Origin of the sequence: Massilia aquatica, from assembly GCF_011682045.1 — a bacterium.
Lineage (GTDB): Bacteria > Pseudomonadota > Gammaproteobacteria > Burkholderiales > Burkholderiaceae_D > Telluria_A > Telluria_A aquatica.
In genome coordinates this window covers 297,485-312,764 of sequence record NZ_VVIW01000001.1, presented here as the reverse complement: position 1 = coordinate 312,764, position 15,280 = coordinate 297,485, and the positions used below count along the sequence as shown (strand labels likewise).

Annotated in this window: 16 protein-coding genes; 6 read left to right on the top strand and 10 right to left on the bottom strand. The window is 64.5% G+C overall.

All coding sequences use genetic code 11. The features are described from left to right. Positions 1-14: 14 nt before the first annotated feature. The 4 genes from glyS to F1609_RS01455 are packed head-to-tail and all read left to right on the top strand — an operon-like array spanning position 15 to position 4,402. Positions 15-2,102 (top strand): glycine--tRNA ligase subunit beta, encoded by a 2,088-nt coding sequence (glyS, locus tag F1609_RS01470; RefSeq protein WP_167074528.1) that lies wholly within the window; start codon positions 15-17, stop codon positions 2,100-2,102. Positions 2,103-2,113: 11 nt separating this feature from the next. After that, on the top strand, positions 2,114-2,683 hold the full coding sequence (gene gmhB / locus F1609_RS01465; RefSeq protein ID WP_167073941.1) for a D-glycero-beta-D-manno-heptose 1,7-bisphosphate 7-phosphatase: 570 nt from the start codon (positions 2,114-2,116) through the stop codon (positions 2,681-2,683). Between the two features lie 31 nt (positions 2,684-2,714). Beyond that, entirely contained in the window at positions 2,715-3,455 is a 741-nt protein-coding gene (locus tag F1609_RS01460; protein WP_167073939.1) for a lysophospholipid acyltransferase family protein, read from the top strand. A gap of 14 nt (positions 3,456-3,469) precedes the next feature. Beyond that, the gene (locus tag F1609_RS01455; protein ID WP_167074526.1) at positions 3,470-4,402 is read left to right on the top strand and encodes a M48 family metallopeptidase; all 933 of its coding nucleotides are present in this window, start codon (positions 3,470-3,472) and stop codon (positions 4,400-4,402) included. A 14-nt stretch (positions 4,403-4,416) separates the two neighbouring features. Here the strand turns inward: F1609_RS01455 and F1609_RS01450 are convergent, their stop codons facing one another. The 8 genes from F1609_RS01450 to rfbC form a co-directional block, all read right to left on the bottom strand. Further along, positions 4,417-4,974: a YcxB family protein gene (locus F1609_RS01450; protein ID WP_229421545.1), complete on the bottom strand. Its 558-nt coding sequence runs from the start codon at positions 4,972-4,974 to the stop codon at positions 4,417-4,419. A gap of 45 nt (positions 4,975-5,019) precedes the next feature. Next, a complete protein-coding gene (gene waaA / locus F1609_RS01445; RefSeq protein ID WP_167073937.1) occupies positions 5,020-6,282 on the bottom strand; it encodes a lipid IV(A) 3-deoxy-D-manno-octulosonic acid transferase in 1,263 nt (420 codons plus the stop codon). After that, positions 6,282-7,262 (bottom strand): lipopolysaccharide heptosyltransferase I, encoded by a 981-nt coding sequence (gene waaC / locus F1609_RS01440; RefSeq protein WP_167074522.1) that lies wholly within the window; start codon positions 7,260-7,262, stop codon positions 6,282-6,284. The genes waaA and waaC overlap by 1 nt, the downstream gene beginning before the upstream one ends. A gap of 22 nt (positions 7,263-7,284) precedes the next feature. Further along, positions 7,285-8,667 carry a phosphomannomutase/phosphoglucomutase gene (locus F1609_RS01435; protein WP_167073935.1) on the bottom strand — a complete coding sequence of 461 codons (1,383 nt, stop codon included), beginning with the start codon at positions 8,665-8,667 and terminating at the stop codon, positions 7,285-7,287. A 203-nt stretch (positions 8,668-8,870) separates the two neighbouring features. After that, positions 8,871-9,179, bottom strand: coding sequence for an H-NS histone family protein (locus tag F1609_RS01430; RefSeq protein WP_166887084.1), 309 nt, complete (start codon positions 9,177-9,179; stop codon positions 8,871-8,873). 81 nt (positions 9,180-9,260) lie between these two features. After that, a complete protein-coding gene (locus tag F1609_RS01425) occupies positions 9,261-10,355 on the bottom strand; it encodes a glycosyltransferase family 4 protein (RefSeq protein ID WP_167073933.1) in 1,095 nt (364 codons plus the stop codon). Positions 10,356-10,574: 219 nt separating this feature from the next. Beyond that, positions 10,575-11,465: a dTDP-4-dehydrorhamnose reductase gene (gene rfbD / locus F1609_RS01420; RefSeq protein WP_167073931.1), complete on the bottom strand. Its 891-nt coding sequence runs from the start codon at positions 11,463-11,465 to the stop codon at positions 10,575-10,577. Further along, positions 11,462-12,007, bottom strand: coding sequence for a dTDP-4-dehydrorhamnose 3,5-epimerase (rfbC, locus tag F1609_RS01415; protein WP_166872010.1), 546 nt, complete (start codon positions 12,005-12,007; stop codon positions 11,462-11,464). The genes rfbD and rfbC overlap by 4 nt, the downstream gene beginning before the upstream one ends. On the opposite strand from rfbC, the gene F1609_RS01410 reads away from it, so the two are divergent. Further along, positions 11,997-12,266 (top strand): hypothetical protein, encoded by a 270-nt coding sequence (locus tag F1609_RS01410; protein WP_167073458.1) that lies wholly within the window; start codon positions 11,997-11,999, stop codon positions 12,264-12,266. The two genes, rfbC and F1609_RS01410, sit on opposite strands and share 11 nt — an antisense overlap. A 23-nt stretch (positions 12,267-12,289) precedes the next feature. Then, positions 12,290-13,135: a symmetrical bis(5'-nucleosyl)-tetraphosphatase gene (locus F1609_RS01405; RefSeq protein ID WP_229421544.1), complete on the top strand. Its 846-nt coding sequence runs from the start codon at positions 12,290-12,292 to the stop codon at positions 13,133-13,135. Here F1609_RS01405 and F1609_RS01400 read toward each other — a convergent pair. Together F1609_RS01400 and F1609_RS01395 are read right to left on the bottom strand one after the other, a co-directional pair. Next, a complete protein-coding gene (locus tag F1609_RS01400; protein ID WP_167073925.1) occupies positions 13,132-13,872 on the bottom strand; it encodes a lysophospholipid acyltransferase family protein in 741 nt (246 codons plus the stop codon). The genes F1609_RS01405 and F1609_RS01400 overlap by 4 nt on opposite strands. Positions 13,873-13,968: 96 nt before the next feature. Beyond that, on the bottom strand, positions 13,969-15,279 hold the full coding sequence (locus tag F1609_RS01395; RefSeq protein WP_167073923.1) for a dihydroorotase: 1,311 nt from the start codon (positions 15,277-15,279) through the stop codon (positions 13,969-13,971). Between the last annotated feature and the right edge of the window lies 1 nt (position 15,280).

The window sequence follows — 15,280 nt, the reverse complement described above, 5'->3', positions numbered from 1 at the left end:
ATAAAAACAGAATGATGACTCAAACTCTCCTCGTCGAACTGCTGACCGAAGAACTGCCGCCGAAAGCACTGGCCAAACTGGGCGCCGCTTTCGCCGCCGGCATCAACAACGGCTTGAAGTCGCGCGACTTCCTGTCCGACGACAGCGTCGCGACAAGCTACGCCTCGCCGCGCCGCCTGGCCGTCTCGATCACCGGCGTGCGCGCCATGTCGCCCGATAAATCGGTGCGTGAAAAAGTCCTGCCGGTCAGCGTCGCGCTCGACGCCGACGGCAAGGGCACCGCGCCGCTGGCCAAGAAGCTGGCCGCGCTGGGCGTGCCGGACCTCGATATCAGTACCCTGGAACGCGCGGTCGACGGCAAGGCCGAAAGCCTGTTCTACACCCGCAGCGTGGCTGGCAGCGCGCTGCAAAGCGGCCTGCAAGCGGCGCTGGAGGAATCTTGTGCCAAGCTGCCGATTCCAAAGCTCATGAGCTACCAGCGTCCGGACGGCACCACTGTGCAGTTCGTGCGTCCGGCCCACAAACTGGTCGCGCTGCATGGCGACGCGGTCGTGCCACTGACCCTGCTGGGCCTCGCAGCCGGCAACCAGACCCTCGGCCACCGCTTCCTGACCGATGGCGCGCCGCTGGCGATCGCGCATGCGGACCAGTACGCGGCCACGCTCGAAGAAGGCGGCAAGGTCATCGCCAACATCGACGCGCGCAAGGAAAAAATCCGCGCCGCCCTGCTGCAAGCGGCCGGCGCCGACCAGGTGCTCATGCCCGAATCGCTGCTGGACGAAGTCTCGGCCCTGGTCGAGTGGCCGGTGGTGTACGAATGCCGCTTCGAGGAAGAATTCCTGGCCGTGCCGCAGGAATGCCTGATCCTCACCATGCAGACCAACCAGAAATACTTTGCGCTGACCGATGCCGGTGGCAAGCTGCGTTCGCGCTTCCTGATCGTCTCCAACATCGCGACAAGCGATCCGCAGCACATCATCGGCGGCAACGAGCGCGTGGTGCGTCCGCGCCTGTCCGACGCCAAGTTCTTCTTCGAGCAGGACAAGAAGAAAACGCTGGAGTCGCGCCTGCCGCTGCTGGCCAATGTGGTCTACCACAACAAGCTGGGCACCCAGGCCGCGCGTTCGCAGCGCGTGGTAGCCATCGCCACCGACATCGCCCACACCATGGGCTACGACGAACAACTGGCCGCGCGCGGCGCGCAACTGTCCAAGGCCGACCTGCTGACCGACATGGTGGGCGAGTTCCCCGAGCTGCAAGGCATCATGGGCACCTACTACGCGCGTCACGACGGCGAGCCGGAAGAAGTGGCCTTGACCGCGACCGAGCACTATCAGCCGCGCTTTGCCGGCGACACCCTGCCATCGACCGACACCGGCACCGCCGTGGCCCTGGCCGACAAGCTCGAAACACTGGTCGGCATCTGGGGCATCGGCCTGCAGCCAACCGGCGAAAAAGATCCGTTCGCACTGCGCCGCCACGCGCTGGGCGTGCTGCGCATGCTGGTCGAAAAGCGCATGGATGTGTCGATCATCGAACTGCTCGGCTACGCCAACGCGCGTTTCGAGGGCATCGCCGGCTTCACCGATCCGGTGCTCGACGTGCGCGCCTTCATGTTCGAGCGCCTGCGCGGCGTGCTGCGCGAGCGCGGCTTTTCCGCCAACGAAGTCGAAGCGGTGCTCACCTCGCACGTGGACCGCCTGCACGACATCGTCGAGCGCCTGGAAGCGGTAAAAGCCTTTGCTGCCCTGCCGGAAAGCGTCACCCTGGCCGAAGCGAACAAGCGCATCACCAACATCCTCAAGAAAAACGGCGCCGTGGCGGAAGAACCGCTTGAGGCGCTGCTCAAGGAAGACGCCGAGCGCACCCTGTTCGCGGCTATCAAGCGTGTACGCCCCGAAATCGACGCCGCTTTTGCGGCGCGCGATTTCGCCGGCACGCTCAAAACGCTGGCCCAGCTGCGCGACGACGTCGCCAGGTTTTTTGACGACGTGATGGTGATGGACGAAGACCTGGCGCTGCGCAGCAACCGCCTCGCGCTGCTGTCGGTCCTGCACGGCATGATGAACCGCGTGGCCGACATTTCGAAGCTGGCGGCCTAGGAGAAACCCGCATGAAGATGATCATCCTCGACCGGGACGGCGTGATCAACCACGATTCGCCGGCCTTTATCAAGTCGCCGGCCGAATGGATTCCGATCCCCGGCTCGCTCGAAGCGATCGCCCGCCTGAACCAGGCGGGGTATCGGGTGGTCATCGCGTCGAACCAGTCGGGCATTGCGCGCGAACTGTTCGACATGGCGATTTTGAATGCCATCCACCAGAAGATGCACGCCAGCGCGCAGCAGGTGGGCGCCGACATCGACGCCATCTTCTTCTGCCCACACGCGGCGATCGACAACTGCGACTGCCGCAAGCCCAAGTCGGGCATGTTCGACGAGATCTCCAAGCGCTTCAAGGTCAGCCTGAAAGGCGTACCGACCGTGGGCGACTCGCTGCGCGACCTGCAGGCGGGCTTCATCAGCGGCTGCACGCCCTACCTGGTCCTGACCGGCAAAGGCGAGAAGACCCGCGAAACCGGAGGCCTGCCGCCCGGCACCCAGGTCTTCCCCGACCTGGCGGCCATGGTCAGCGCGCTGCTCAAGACCAATGCCCCCGCCGCCGCCCCCGCCGGCGCAAGCTGACACCACCCCTTACGCATTCCCGGAGACTTCTTTGCGTCATACCATTCTGTTCCTGCGTTCCCTGCTGTTTACCGTGATCATGGTGGTGGCCACCATCGTATGGGCCTGCGTGTGCTTCCTCGCCGCGCCGCTGCCGTACAACCAGCGCTTCTGGGTCACCTCGCGCTGGAACGTCTTCGTGATCTGGTGCGCCAAGGTCATTTGCGGCATCCACTACCAATTCAAGGGCTACGAAAACCTGCCCGACGCACCGGCCATCGTGCTGTCGAAACACCAGTCGGCATGGGAGACGATTTTCCTGCTGCCGAACCTGACCCGCCCCCTGGTATTCGTCTTCAAGAAGGAGATTTTGTATATCCCCTTCTTCGGCTGGGCCATGGCGCTGCTGCGCATGATTCCGATCGACCGCAAACAGGGCAAGAACGCCTTCAAGCACGTTGTCGCGCATGGCAAACGGCGCCTGGCCACCGGCCAATGGATTATCATGTTCCCTGAAGGGACCCGCATCCCGGTCGGACAAAAAGGTAAATACAAAAGCGGTGGTACGCGCCTGGCGATTGAAACCAATGCGGTGGTGGTGCCGATCGCGCATAATTCAGGCGAATGCTGGCCCAAGAACTCTTTTCTGAAACGCCCCGGTGTGATCACGGTCTCGGTCGGCAAACCGATTTCTCCCGATGGACACACTCCCGACAGCTTGATGCAAGAGGTAGAAAATTGGATAGAATCAGAAATGCGCGTCATTTCGCCCCACGTCTACAGCGCTGGCTGAGCGGCGTCGGCGCCCTGATCCAGTCATCGGCGCCGCACAAGACCGAGTCCTCGCCCAAGCTCGATGGCGACCAGCTCGAACTGTTTGCCCAGGATTTTTTTGCGGCGCTCGAACCGGCCGCGAAGCAGTCCATTGCGCCGCAGCCGCTGTTCAAGGCGCCGCCGGCGCCACCCAAAGTCGTTTTCCCCACGCCGGTGCGCGCACCGGACGCGCCGCCGCTGCGGCGCATTCAGCTCGGTCCCCATAGCCTCGAATTCGAACTGCGCCGCTCGACCCGGCGTTCGATCGGCTTCATGATCGACGACCAGGGCCTGCGCGTCACGGCCCCCAGGCGCATCGCCCTGGCCGACATCGACAACGCCATCCGCGCCAAGCAGCGCTGGATCCTCACCAAGCTGCGCGAACGGGGCGAGCGGCGCGCCACGCGCCAGGAGCGCGCCCCCGTGGTCTGGGTCGACGGCGCCCAGCTGCCCTATCTGGGCGCCAACATCACCCTGCGCCTGGAAGACGCACCGCGCAGCCGCTGCGAGTTCGATGCCGAAGCGCGCGTGCTGACCGTGGGGGTGGTGGCCGGGCTGGCCGAATGGCAGTTGCAGGAGCGGGTGAAAATCTGGTTCCAGGCTGAAGCCAAGCGCCTGTTCGCCGAACGGCTCGACCTGTATGGAGAAAAACTGGGGGTGCGCCACGCGTCCCTCACGCTCTCGTCGGCCGGTACGCGCTGGGGTTCATGCACGGTCGATGGCCGCATCCGCCTGAACTGGCGCCTGGTGCACTACGCGCTGCCGCTGGTCGATTATGTGGTGGCGCACGAACTGGCGCACCTGCTCGAAATGAACCACAGTGCGCGCTTCTGGGCCAAGGTGGAATCGGTCTATCCCGACTACGACGGCGCCAGGCTGGCGCTGCGCCAGCGCTCGCAGGAGATGCCGGTGGTGTTCAGCGCCTGAGCCAGGCGGCAGGCTCAGAGCCGCGCCAGGGCCCGTACCGATTCGCCGAAGCGCGCCATGCTCTCGCCCTGCGCGTGGCTCAGGCAGCGGAACGGAATCGGCAAGGTGCCGCGCTTGAGCACCATCATGAAGCCGCGCGAATAGCGCCGGATCGAACACACATCGCCCCACGGCACCAGGGTCACGCCGCTGCCGCTGGCGCGCACGATGCCGTGCGTGTCGATCGTGAATTCATAGGTATGGCGCGAGCGCCCCTGCGCGACGAAATGCAGCGCGGCCGACGAGGTACATTTCGCCTGCATCCAGTAAGTTGCGAGTGTACCGATGCGGCGCCGCCGGATGATGTAGCCGCAGTGCTGCCACATGAAGCTGACGTATTCCGGCAGCGCATAACGCACCGAAAACTGCACCGTCTCGGGCGCGCTGGCTGGCACCAGCCCCGGTCCCAGCGTCGGCAAGGGCATCAGAGGCGCATCAATGGTGATACCGCCGGAAGGATCGAGGCGTTCGCGTTGAACCAGCACGGCGACGCTCTTGCGGCTGCCCACCTGCTTTGGATGACTGAACCACATGTGCTTCCCCAGTTATTATTTATTGTGGGGACATGTTACCAAAGCCTAATAAATCAGTCGTCGTAATAAACCAACTGTGCGCGCGGTCGCGCCGCGATGGCGCTGCGCATACGCGGCGGCGTGCGCGCCCATACCAGCGCGGGCCTCGGGGTCGCCCAGCAGGCGTGCCGCTTCGCTCAGCAGTGCGGCGGCATCCGGCACCCGCAGCGCGCCGCCGTCGGCGATGGCGTCCTCGGTGGCCAGCGCAAAATTGAAGGTGTGCGGACCGACCAGCACCGGCTTACCCAGCGCGCATGGCTCGATCAGGTTCTGGCCGCCCAGCGGCAGCAGGCTGCCGCCCACAAAAGCGACATCGCAGGCGGCGTAGTAGGCGAACATTTCGCCCATCGAGTCGCCCAGCAGGACATCGGCATCGACGCCCTGCTGCGCCAGGCCCGAGCGGCGTTGCAGCGACAGGCCGCGTTCCAAGACCTGCGCCGCCACGTCGTCGAAACGCTGCGGGTGGCGCGGCACGATCATGAGCAGCGGCGCCCCCTGCGGCCAGACCATGCGCTTGAAGGCGTCGAGAATCAGCGCCTCTTCGCCATCGCGCGTGCTGGCGCACAGCAGCACCGGGCGCGCGCCAATGCGCGCGCGCAGCCAGGCGCCGGTTGCCAGGGCCGCCTCGGGCACCACCACGTCGAACTTGATGCTGCCGGTGACTTCCACCTTGGATGCGCCGAAAGAACGCAGGCGCGCCGCGTCAGCCTCGGTCTGCGCGGCCACCAGGGCGATGCCGCGGCCGGCGTCGGTCATGAGTTGACCGAAGCGCTGGCCGCGCCTGAGCGAGCGCTCCGACAGGCGCGCATTGACCAGCGCGACCGGAATGCGCTCGCCGCAGGCGGCAATCAGGTTGGGCCAGACTTCGGTCTCCATCAGGATGCAGATGCGCGGCGTGAACTGGCGGATGAAGCGGTTCACCATGGCCACGGTGTCGTACGGAAGATAGGCCTGGATCAGGCGCTCGCCATGTTTGGCGAACAGCGCTTTACCGGTGGCGCGGCCGGTGGGCGTCATGTGGGTGAGCAGGATGCGGCTGTCGGGATAGGCCTCGACCAGCGCATCGATCAGCGGTTCGGCGGCGCGCGTTTCGCCCACCGAGACCGCGTGCACCCAGATCGTGTGCCAACCCGGCACCCGCTCGCGGTAGATGCCGAGCCGCTCGCGCCAGTGCTGGCGGTAGCCCGGCTCCTTCATGCCGCGCCACCACAGGCGCAGCAGCACCAGCGGCAGGGCCAGGTACCACATCGCGCTGTAGAAGGTGCGCATCAGGCCATGCCCCGCAACTGCTTCACCGCAGCGAGCACCTCGGCCACCGCGGGCGGCGCGCCCTTGTCGCCCAGGTTGATGATCTTGTCCGACCAGTTGCCTTCGGTCTTCCACTTGGGCGAGTCGCAGTAAATTTCGATCACCGGGCGCATGAAGGCGGCCGCGATGTGGGTAAGACCCGTGTCGACGCCGATCGCCAGCGCCGCGTTGCGCGCGAGAGCCACCGCTTCATCCATCGACAGCTTGGGCAGCACGCTGGCATTCGGCAGGCTGGCGGCCAGCGTCTCGGCTTCGAGTTTTTCGGCCGCCGAACCCCAGGCCAGCAGCACCGGCATGGGCGCCAGTGCGCGCCCGGTGGCGATCCAGTTCTCGGGCGCCCATTTTTTTGCGTTGCGCGCCGTCCCGTGGAAAAACACCGCGTAATCGCCGGCCGGCATCCACGCCGGGCGGTTGGCATGATCGGGGCCCGGCAGGCCGAAGTCGGGCTGGGTAGTGAGCGCGTAGTTCAGCGCCGCGCCGGCCACCAGGCGCCCGCGCGCCACCGCATGCGTGCGTGGGTCGGTGGGTATGCTTTCTGTGTGGAAGATGCGCGAAATGCCTTCGTAACCGGAGCCTTCGCTGCCGTTGGCAAGACCCACCTTGCGCCCGCCCTTTGAAACGCGCGCCGCGCCCATGATGATGCCGGTCTTGAGCAGGCCCTGGGTGTCGAACACGTAGTCGTATTCTTGTTCGCGCACGGCCTTGAAGAAGCCGCGAATCTCGGCGCGGGTTTCCTTCTTGCCCAAGCTCTTGCGCCAACGTCGCAAGGCGAATGGAATGATGCGGCGCACGCGCGGATTCAGGCGCACCAGGCTGACATAGCCCTCCTCCACCACCCAGTCGATATTGGCGTCGGGATGGTGGCGCAGGATGTCGGCCACCATCGGCAGGTTGTGCAGCACGTCGCCCAGGGACGACACGCGCACCAGCAGGATGTTCAGGCGCGCCAAGCGGGGCTCGCGCTCAGAACGGCAGTTCGGCGTCGGGGCGCACGGCCACGATCACGCGCCGGAACTCGCCCTGGATGCGGCGCAGCGCTTCCGGCGTTTCCGCTTCAAAGCGCATCACCACCACCGGCGTGGTGTTGGACGAACGCGCCAGGCCAAAGCCGTCCGGATATTCAACGCGCAGGCCGTCGATGTCGATGATGCGCTCGGAGCCCGGAAAGGTCGCTTCATTGCGCAGGCGCTCGATCAGGACCACGTTCTCGCCTTCGGCCAGGTGCAGGTGCAGCTCGGGCGTGCTGTCGGACTGCGGCAGCGCGTTCATCATGGCCGACGGATCGCTTTCCCTGGTCAGCAGTTCGAGCAGGCGCGCGCCGGAGTACAGGCCGTCGTCGAAACCGTACCAGCGGTCCTTGAAGAAGATATGGCCGCTCATTTCGCCGCCCAGCGGAGCGCCCGTTTCGCGCAGCTTGGCCTTGACCAGCGAGTGGCCGGTCTTCCACATCAGCGGCCGCCCGCCATGTTTGGCAATCCAGGGGGCCAGGTGGCGCGTGCATTTGACGTCGTACAAAATCTCGGCGCCCGGGTTGCGCGACAGGACATCGGCTGCGAACAGCATCATCTGGCGGTCGGGATAAATGATCTGGCCATCCTTGGTGACCACGCCCAGGCGGTCGCCGTCGCCGTCGAAGGCGATGCCGATTTCGGCGTCGGTCTCTTGCAGGCAGCGGATCAGGTCCTGCAGGTTTTCAGGATGAGCCGGATCGGGATGGTGGTTCGGGAAGGTGCCATCGACTTCGCAGAACAATTCGATCACTTCGCAGCCCATGCCGCGATACAGGTCGCCGGCAAAGGCACCGGCCACGCCGTTGCCGCAGTCGACCGCGATCTTCATCGGGCGCGCCAGCTTGACGTCGCCGATGATGCGCTCGAGGTAAGCGGCGCGGATGTCGTGGGTGCTGTAGGCGCCCGCAATGGCGGCGACGCTGCCGTCGTGCGCGGCGATGCTGTGATACAGCGCTTGAATGGTTTCGCCGTGGATCGCTTCGCCCGCCAGCACCATTTTAAAACCGTTGTAGTTGGGCGGATTGTGGCTGCCCGTGACCATGATGCCCGAGGCCGCGCCCAGCACATTGGTGCCGAAGTAGACCATCGGCGTGGCCACCACGCCCAGGTCGATCACATCGACGCCGGCGGCCTGCAAGCCTTGCGCCAGCGCTGCCGCCAGTTCCGGGCCTGACAGGCGGCCATCGCGGCCGATGACGACGGTGCGCTCGCCCTTGGCCAGCGCGGCGGCCCCGAAGGCCTGGCCGATCTGGTGCGCGATGCCGGCGTCGAGCGTGCTGCCGATCACGCCGCGAATGTCGTAGGCTTTGAAAATGGTCTTGGAAAGTGGAAGCATGGGGTAGAAACCTCAGGTAAGTCGCGGCGCGGCGGGATGCTGGCGTGCGCCATGCGGAACAGGCGGTACCGGGCTTGCAAACAGTGCGTCGGGATGGTGATGGGGGGAAAGCGCTTAAATGAATGCCTGATATTGTAGCGGCAAGCGGGGCCTTTGGGAATTGCCCGCCGATCCTGCCGCTACATGCGCTGCACGAAAAACAATTACACGCGCAGCTTGTCGATATCCTTGCCGCCCTCGACCCATTCTTTGACCCATTTCGGCTGACGGCCGCGGCCGGTCCATTGTTGGGCTGCATTGTCGGGATGACGATAACGCACGGCCACGCTGCCGGTCTTGGCACGGATGCCGGTACCAATCAGATCCTTTAGTGGCACACCAACGCTCTGGGCAATTGCCAGGATTTGTTCGCGGGCTTTGGCCACTTCCTGGTGCTCGCGCTTCTTCATTTCTTGCTTGATTTGATCCTGCAGGTTGCGCAGATCACCGATCGACATATTTGACAGATCCATCATCGTTCCTTCAAAGTGGGTTGAAACAGATTAAGTGAAAACTCACCAATTGTCGCAATATACTACATCCGCGCATTAATGCTAGTCCTTCTTGCGAAGAATGAGCCAGCGGGGTGACTTAAATCGAACAATACGCGCATACAGCCACACATAACTGACGACGAACAATAAGCAGAAGAAAATCAATACTCCGGTATCTTTCCAGAACACCGTGGCCGGGATTACCGCCATCAGGGAAAACATCCACAGGTACGGCGATGTCAGCGAATTGCGGCGCATCAGGGCGCGCGCTTCTTTGCGCCCGACCGCCCATTGCACAATGCGCCGGAAAATCAGGCTGTGCAGGTGTATTCCGTCCGGCATTGCCGGGGATTTGCCGCGCAAGAACATGCGGCGATAGGCCGAGAAAATCGTTTCGAAGGCTGGATATATCAGCAGCAAAGCCGCGTACCAGGTCGACACGTCGGGGTTGCGCATTACCAGCAGCAACGCCAGTTCGCCCAGCATGAAGCCGATAAAATACGCCCCGCCGTCACCCAGGAATATCAGTCCGACCGGGTAATTCCAGATCAGGAAGCCGGCCGTGGCGCCCGCCACCATCAGCGCCGCCACCAGCACGAACACATCGCCCACCTGCCACGCCACATAACCGAGCGAGATAAGCATACAAATGGTTACCACGCTGGCCAGACCATTAAATCCATCGATGATATTAATCGCGTTGGCGATACCGGCCACCGCCAGCACGGTCAGGGGAACGGCCACCCAGATATACATGATGCGCCAGGAACTGAACGGAAAATCAATGCGGTCGAGCTTGGCGCCGAGCAAAAAATAGCCGAGCAAGGCGGCCGCCATCGTCAATACCAGGCGCCGCAGCGCACTGACGTTGCCGGTATAGTCTTCCACGATGCCGCCGACAAAGGCCACCCCGGCGCACAGCATCAGCGACATCAGCCAGACGGCCATGGCCGGCACGCGCCAGATCGAAATGAGCGCGCTGATCACGACCGCCATGAAAATCGGCAGCCCGCCAATGCGCGCCACCGTATGCGAATGGACTTTTTGAACACCGAAGAAATCGGCATCAAGCGCGGGACCATGCAGCCTGGCCTGCTTGATTACAAGCAGGGTCAGCAAGGCGGAAGCGACGAAACTCACGAGAAATGAAAACATTATTATTTATATATGCAAAAACGCGGGCAGGCTCGTGCCCTACCCGGCGGACCAACGCATGCGGTGAGTGTTGCGGTCGCCATGATCTGGTATGAAGGTAATCCATGATTGTACCGGATTACCTGCCCTCCAAAGACGCCAGGAGGGGGCCCAGCGGCTGACGATACGCAGGTTTTATGCAAAAAAGAGCGATTTCGGCGCCTGTTGCGGCACTTTTGCTTAGTCCGGGACAAGGCCCTTGCTTGCATCCGCTGAAGAAAGGCAGCCGGCCAGGGCGGTTTGCCAGTCGGGCAAGGGGCCGCACAGCGCCATCAGCTTGCTGCAATCGAGACGGGAATTGGCCGGCCGGGGGGCCCTGGCGCCATATTCCGCCGCAGTGATCGGCACCACCTCGCAGCCCATGCCGGCAGCGCTGAAAATCGCCTCGGCAAAGCCGGCCCAGCTGGTGCAGCCCTGGCTGGTCAGGTGATACAGGCCGCCGTGCCGCTCCCACCACGGGGCGCCGCCCGCCAGCGCCAGGCCCAGCAGATGCGCGCTGGTATCGGCCAGGGTGCGGCTCCAGGTGGGCGCACCATGCTGGTCCGCAACGATGCGCAACTGCGCGCGCTCACGTCCCAGGCGCAACATGGTCAGCAAAAAGTTATTGCCGCGCAGGCCAACCACCCAGCTGGTGCGCAGGATCAGGTGCCGGATGCCGGCGGCGGCAATCGCCTGTTCGCCGGCCAGCTTGCTCTGGCCGTAGACGCTCAGCGGCGCCGGGGTATCGGTCTCGGCATACGCCCCGGCCGCGTTGCCGTCGAACACGTAATCAGTGGAATAGTGCAGCAGCGCGGCGCCCAGCTCGCCCGCCTCCTGCGCCATCAGGGCGGGCGCGTCGGCATTGATGCGGATCGCCAGCGCGCGCTCGTCCTCGGCCCGGTCCACCGCCGTATACGCGGCCGCGTTGACGATCAGGCCCGGCCGCACGCTGCGCAGCACGGCACGCAGCTGGTCGAGGTCGGCCAGGTCGCAATCGGCACGCGCAGGCGCGACCAGCTCGCCCAGCGGGCGCAGGCTGCGCGCCAGTTCGTGGCCGAGCTGGCCGTTGGCGCCGGTAAGCAGAATCTTCATGGGAATACGTCTGACTGCGCCAGCAGCGCGCCCTTGCTGTCTTTACCGGAGAGCATAGGCAAACCGGGCAAGGGCCATTCGATGCCGATGTCGGGATCATTCCATAGAATCACCCGTTCCAGCTCGGGCGCCCAGTAATCGGTGGTTTTATACTGGACTTCGGCGCTATCGCTGGTGACCATGAATCCGTGCGCAAAACCGGGCGGCACCCATAGCTGACGCTGGTTTTCGGCGGATAAATCCAATCCGATCCAGCGTCCGAAAAAGGCCGAGGATTTGCGCAAATCAACGACCACGTCATACACCGATCCGGCCGTCACCCGCACCAGTTTGCCTTGCGGCTGGCTGATCTGGTAATGCAGGCCGCGCAAGACGTTTTTGGCGGACTTGGAGTGGTTATCCTGGACAAAATGCGCGGACACGCCGGTCAGTTGCTCGAATTTGCGTTCGTTAAAACTTTCGAAGAAAAAGCCCCGGTCGTCGCCGAACACGCGCGGCTCCAGGATCAGTACTTCGGGAATGGCGGTGGGCGTGACTTTCATCAGCAAATCCTATCATCGAAGATGGCAGCAAATACTGCCGGCAAGCATTAACTCTTATCCGCCGGAGCAGTGCGGACCGGCTGCGGATCGGCATATGATACGCAAATACGGCGGCGCGAACGAAGCACATATTGGCCAGGCTCAATTCATCAACATGTGCACCAAAGCAAACCATGTTGTAACTCAAAGCGGCACCCCTGGTTACAAAAATGATTTAGTATGCGCCGGGCCCGGAATGCCGAACCCCGATTTTATGTGAAACCTGCCAGTACTGGAATTGAATTGTTAAGAACTTATGTCATCGGCGATCTGCAAGGATGCGCCCACGAAACCGCTGTCCTCCTGAACCGCATCGAGGAAGATGCCGGCGGCCCCGCGCGCGTGCTGTTCGTCGGCGATCTGATCAATCGTGGCCCGGCCTCGCTCGACGCCCTGCGCCGGGTGGCGGCGCTGGTGCGCGCGGGCGTAAGCGAAGCACTGCTCGGCAACCACGACCTGCATCTGCTGGCGGTAGCCGCGGGTGCGCAAAAAACGGCCAGGTCCGATACGCTCGACGCCATTCTCGCCGCGCCCGACCGCGCTGACCTGATCGACTGGCTGCGTCAGCGCCCGCTGGCGATGATGGCCGAAGGCCACCTGCTGGTGCACGCCGGCGTGGCCCCGCAGTGGGATGCGGCGCAGACCATGGCGCTCGCGGGCGAAGTCGAAGCGGTGCTGCGCGGGCCGGGCTGGATCGATTTTTTGCGCGACATGTACGGCAACGAGCCGGCGCGCTGGGACGATCGCTTGCGCGGCATGGCGCGCCTGCGCTGCATCGTCAACGCGCTCACGCGCATGCGCCTGTGCGCGCCCGACGGCACCATGGATTTCAAGGAAAAGGAAAGCGCGGGCGCGCCGCCCGGATCGTCGCTGCTGCCCTGGTTCGACCTGGCGGGCCGCCGGAGCCTCGGCACCACCGTGGTGTTCGGCCACTGGTCGGCCCTCGGCCTGCTGCTGCGCGAGGACGTGGTCGGCCTGGACAGCGGCTGCGTGTGGGGCGGCAAATTGAGCGCGCTGTGCCTGAACGACCGCAGCCTGCTGCAAGTGGACTGCCCCGAGTACAAGGAACCGGGCAAGCAGAAAGGCTAATCGGGTTTGTGCCCGAGCGCCGCGCCCACGGCCGCGTGGGCGGCCGCGCAAATGTCGCGCCGGTGCGCGCCGGCGGCGTCGATCGGCGCCATGCAGACCAGGCGCGCGCTCACGGCGGGACCCGACAGGATCGCCACCATGCTCTCGGCAAAGCTCATCTCGCCGATGAATTCAATCGAGGGATGCAGCGCGCCGCTGGCGTCCACATAGCTCACCGCGTACGGCTGCACCATCACGCCGGCGTCGACCGCCGCTTCGAACAGGTTGGCGTGGAACGGCAGCAGGCTGCCCTGGGAAGCCGTGGTTCCTTCCGGGAAGAAGGCGACGCGCTCGCCCTGCTCGAGCTTGTGCACCAGCCCCTTGAAAATCTGGCGCAGGTCGCGCCGGTTGCCGCGCGCGAGGAACACCGTGCCGGCCTTGTCGGCCAGCCAGCCGAGCACCGGCCACGCGCGGATCTCGGACTTGGCCACGAAGCGGCACGGATAGAGCGCATTGATCACAAAAATATCCAGCCACGACACATGGTTGGCCACCACCATCGCGTGCGCCAGCGCCGCCACGCCGGTGGACGGCGTCACGGTCACGCCGCAGATGCCTACCAGCCGGCGCGACCAGCTTTGGGTGACGCGGTCGCGCAGCGCATGGCTGGCCCACGGGAACACGAATGCGCACGCGGACAAGCCGGTCAACAGGTGGAAAAACACGCGGCACAGCCGGAAATAGAGCTTGATCTTCAAATGAATCCAGAGGAACGGGAAAGCCGGGAGTGCGAACTACCCGATATGCATGCGGCGTCGCGCGCCGCATGCCCTGTTAGCGTTCAAGCGCCTGAACTAGCGCTGAAACGCGATGCGTCCGCCCACGATGGTCGCCTTGACCTGCCCGGCCAGTTCGTAGCCGAGGAACGGCGTGTGCTTGCCCTGGCTGGCCAGCGCCGACGCTGCCACCGTCCAGCGCGCGGCCGGATCGAACACTACCACATCGGCGGGAGCGCCCGGCGCCAGCTGGCCTACTTCCAGGCCGGCGATGCGCGCCGCGTCGATGGTGATCTTGGCGATCGCCCGCGCCAGCGGCGTGCTTGAGGCGGCGGCGCCGTGCTGCATGCCGGCGTAATCGTCGGCCCATTTGATCGCCAGCGACAGCAGCAGTTCCAGCCCGGTGGCGCCGGGCGAGGCTTCGCCGAACGGCAGCAGCTTCTCGTCGTCGTCGACCGGGGTGTGGTCCGAGCAGATGGCGTCGATGGTGCCATCGTACAGGGCGGCGCGGATCGCATCGCGGTCGCGCTGGCTGCGGAACGGTGGCGTGACGCGCGCGTTCGAATCGAAAAAGCCGATGTCGGCGTCGGTCATGTGCACATGGTGCACCGCCACGTCGCAAGTGATCGGCAAGCCTTCCTTCTTGGCCGCCTTGACCAGTTCCAGGCCGGCGGCGGACGACATGCGGCACAGGTGCACGCGCGCGCCGGTGGCGCGCACCAGTTCGAACACGGTGTGCAGCGCGATGGTTTCGGACATGACCGGCACGCCGGCCAGCCCCAGGCGCGAGGCCAGCGGCCCGCTGTGGGCGATGCCGCCGCGCCCGATGTGCGCATCCTGCGGACGCACCCACACGGTAAAGCCGAAGGTTTTCGCGTACTGCATGGCGCGCAGCAGCACGGTGGTGTCTTCGATGACTTCCTCGGCCTGCGAAAAGCCGATGCAGCCCGCTTCGGTCAGCTCCATCATTTCGGTCAGGGCCTTGCCCTTCAAGCCCATGGTCAGCGCACCCAGCGGATGCACATTGGCCTGCCGCAGTTTGCTGGCGCGGTGCTTGAGCATTTCGACCAGGCCCGGTTCGTCCAGCACCGGATCGGTATCGGGCGGGCAAATCAGGCTGGTCACGCCGCCCTGCATCGCCGCCTGCATCTCGGACTTGAGGGTAGCCTTGTATTCGTAGCCCGGCTCGCGCAGGCGCGCCGACAGGTCGACCAGGCCGGGAGCGACCACCAGGCCGGTGGCGTCGATGCTATTGCCGGCATTGAAGCCGGCCGGCGCGCTGCCGACCGAAGCGACCTTGCCGTCGATGATGTACAGATCGGTGACTGTGTCGATGCCGTTGGCCGGGTCGATCAGGCGTCCGTTTTTGATATGAAGATGGTTGTTCACG

Bases quoted from the DNA above. Each gene is read 5' to 3' on its own strand.
- glyS (WP_167074528.1), top strand. From the start codon at position 15: ATGACTCAAACTCTCCTCGTCGAACTGCTGACCGAAGAACTGCCGCCG.
- gmhB (WP_167073941.1), top strand. From the start codon at position 2,114: ATGAAGATGATCATCCTCGACCGGGACGGCGTGATCAACCACGATTCG.
- F1609_RS01450 (WP_229421545.1), bottom strand. From the start codon at position 4,974: ATGTGGTTCAGTCATCCAAAGCAGGTGGGCAGCCGCAAGAGCGTCGCC.
- waaA (WP_167073937.1), bottom strand. From the start codon at position 6,282: ATGCGCACCTTCTACAGCGCGATGTGGTACCTGGCCCTGCCGCTGGTG.
- F1609_RS01435 (WP_167073935.1), bottom strand. From the start codon at position 8,667: ATGCTTCCACTTTCCAAGACCATTTTCAAAGCCTACGACATTCGCGGC.
- F1609_RS01430 (WP_166887084.1), bottom strand. From the start codon at position 9,179: ATGGATCTGTCAAATATGTCGATCGGTGATCTGCGCAACCTGCAGGAT.
- F1609_RS01425 (WP_167073933.1), bottom strand. From the start codon at position 10,355: ATGTTTTCATTTCTCGTGAGTTTCGTCGCTTCCGCCTTGCTGACCCTG.
- rfbD (WP_167073931.1), bottom strand. From the start codon at position 11,465: ATGAAGATTCTGCTTACCGGCGCCAACGGCCAGCTCGGCCACGAACTG.
- rfbC (WP_166872010.1), bottom strand. From the start codon at position 12,007: ATGAAAGTCACGCCCACCGCCATTCCCGAAGTACTGATCCTGGAGCCG.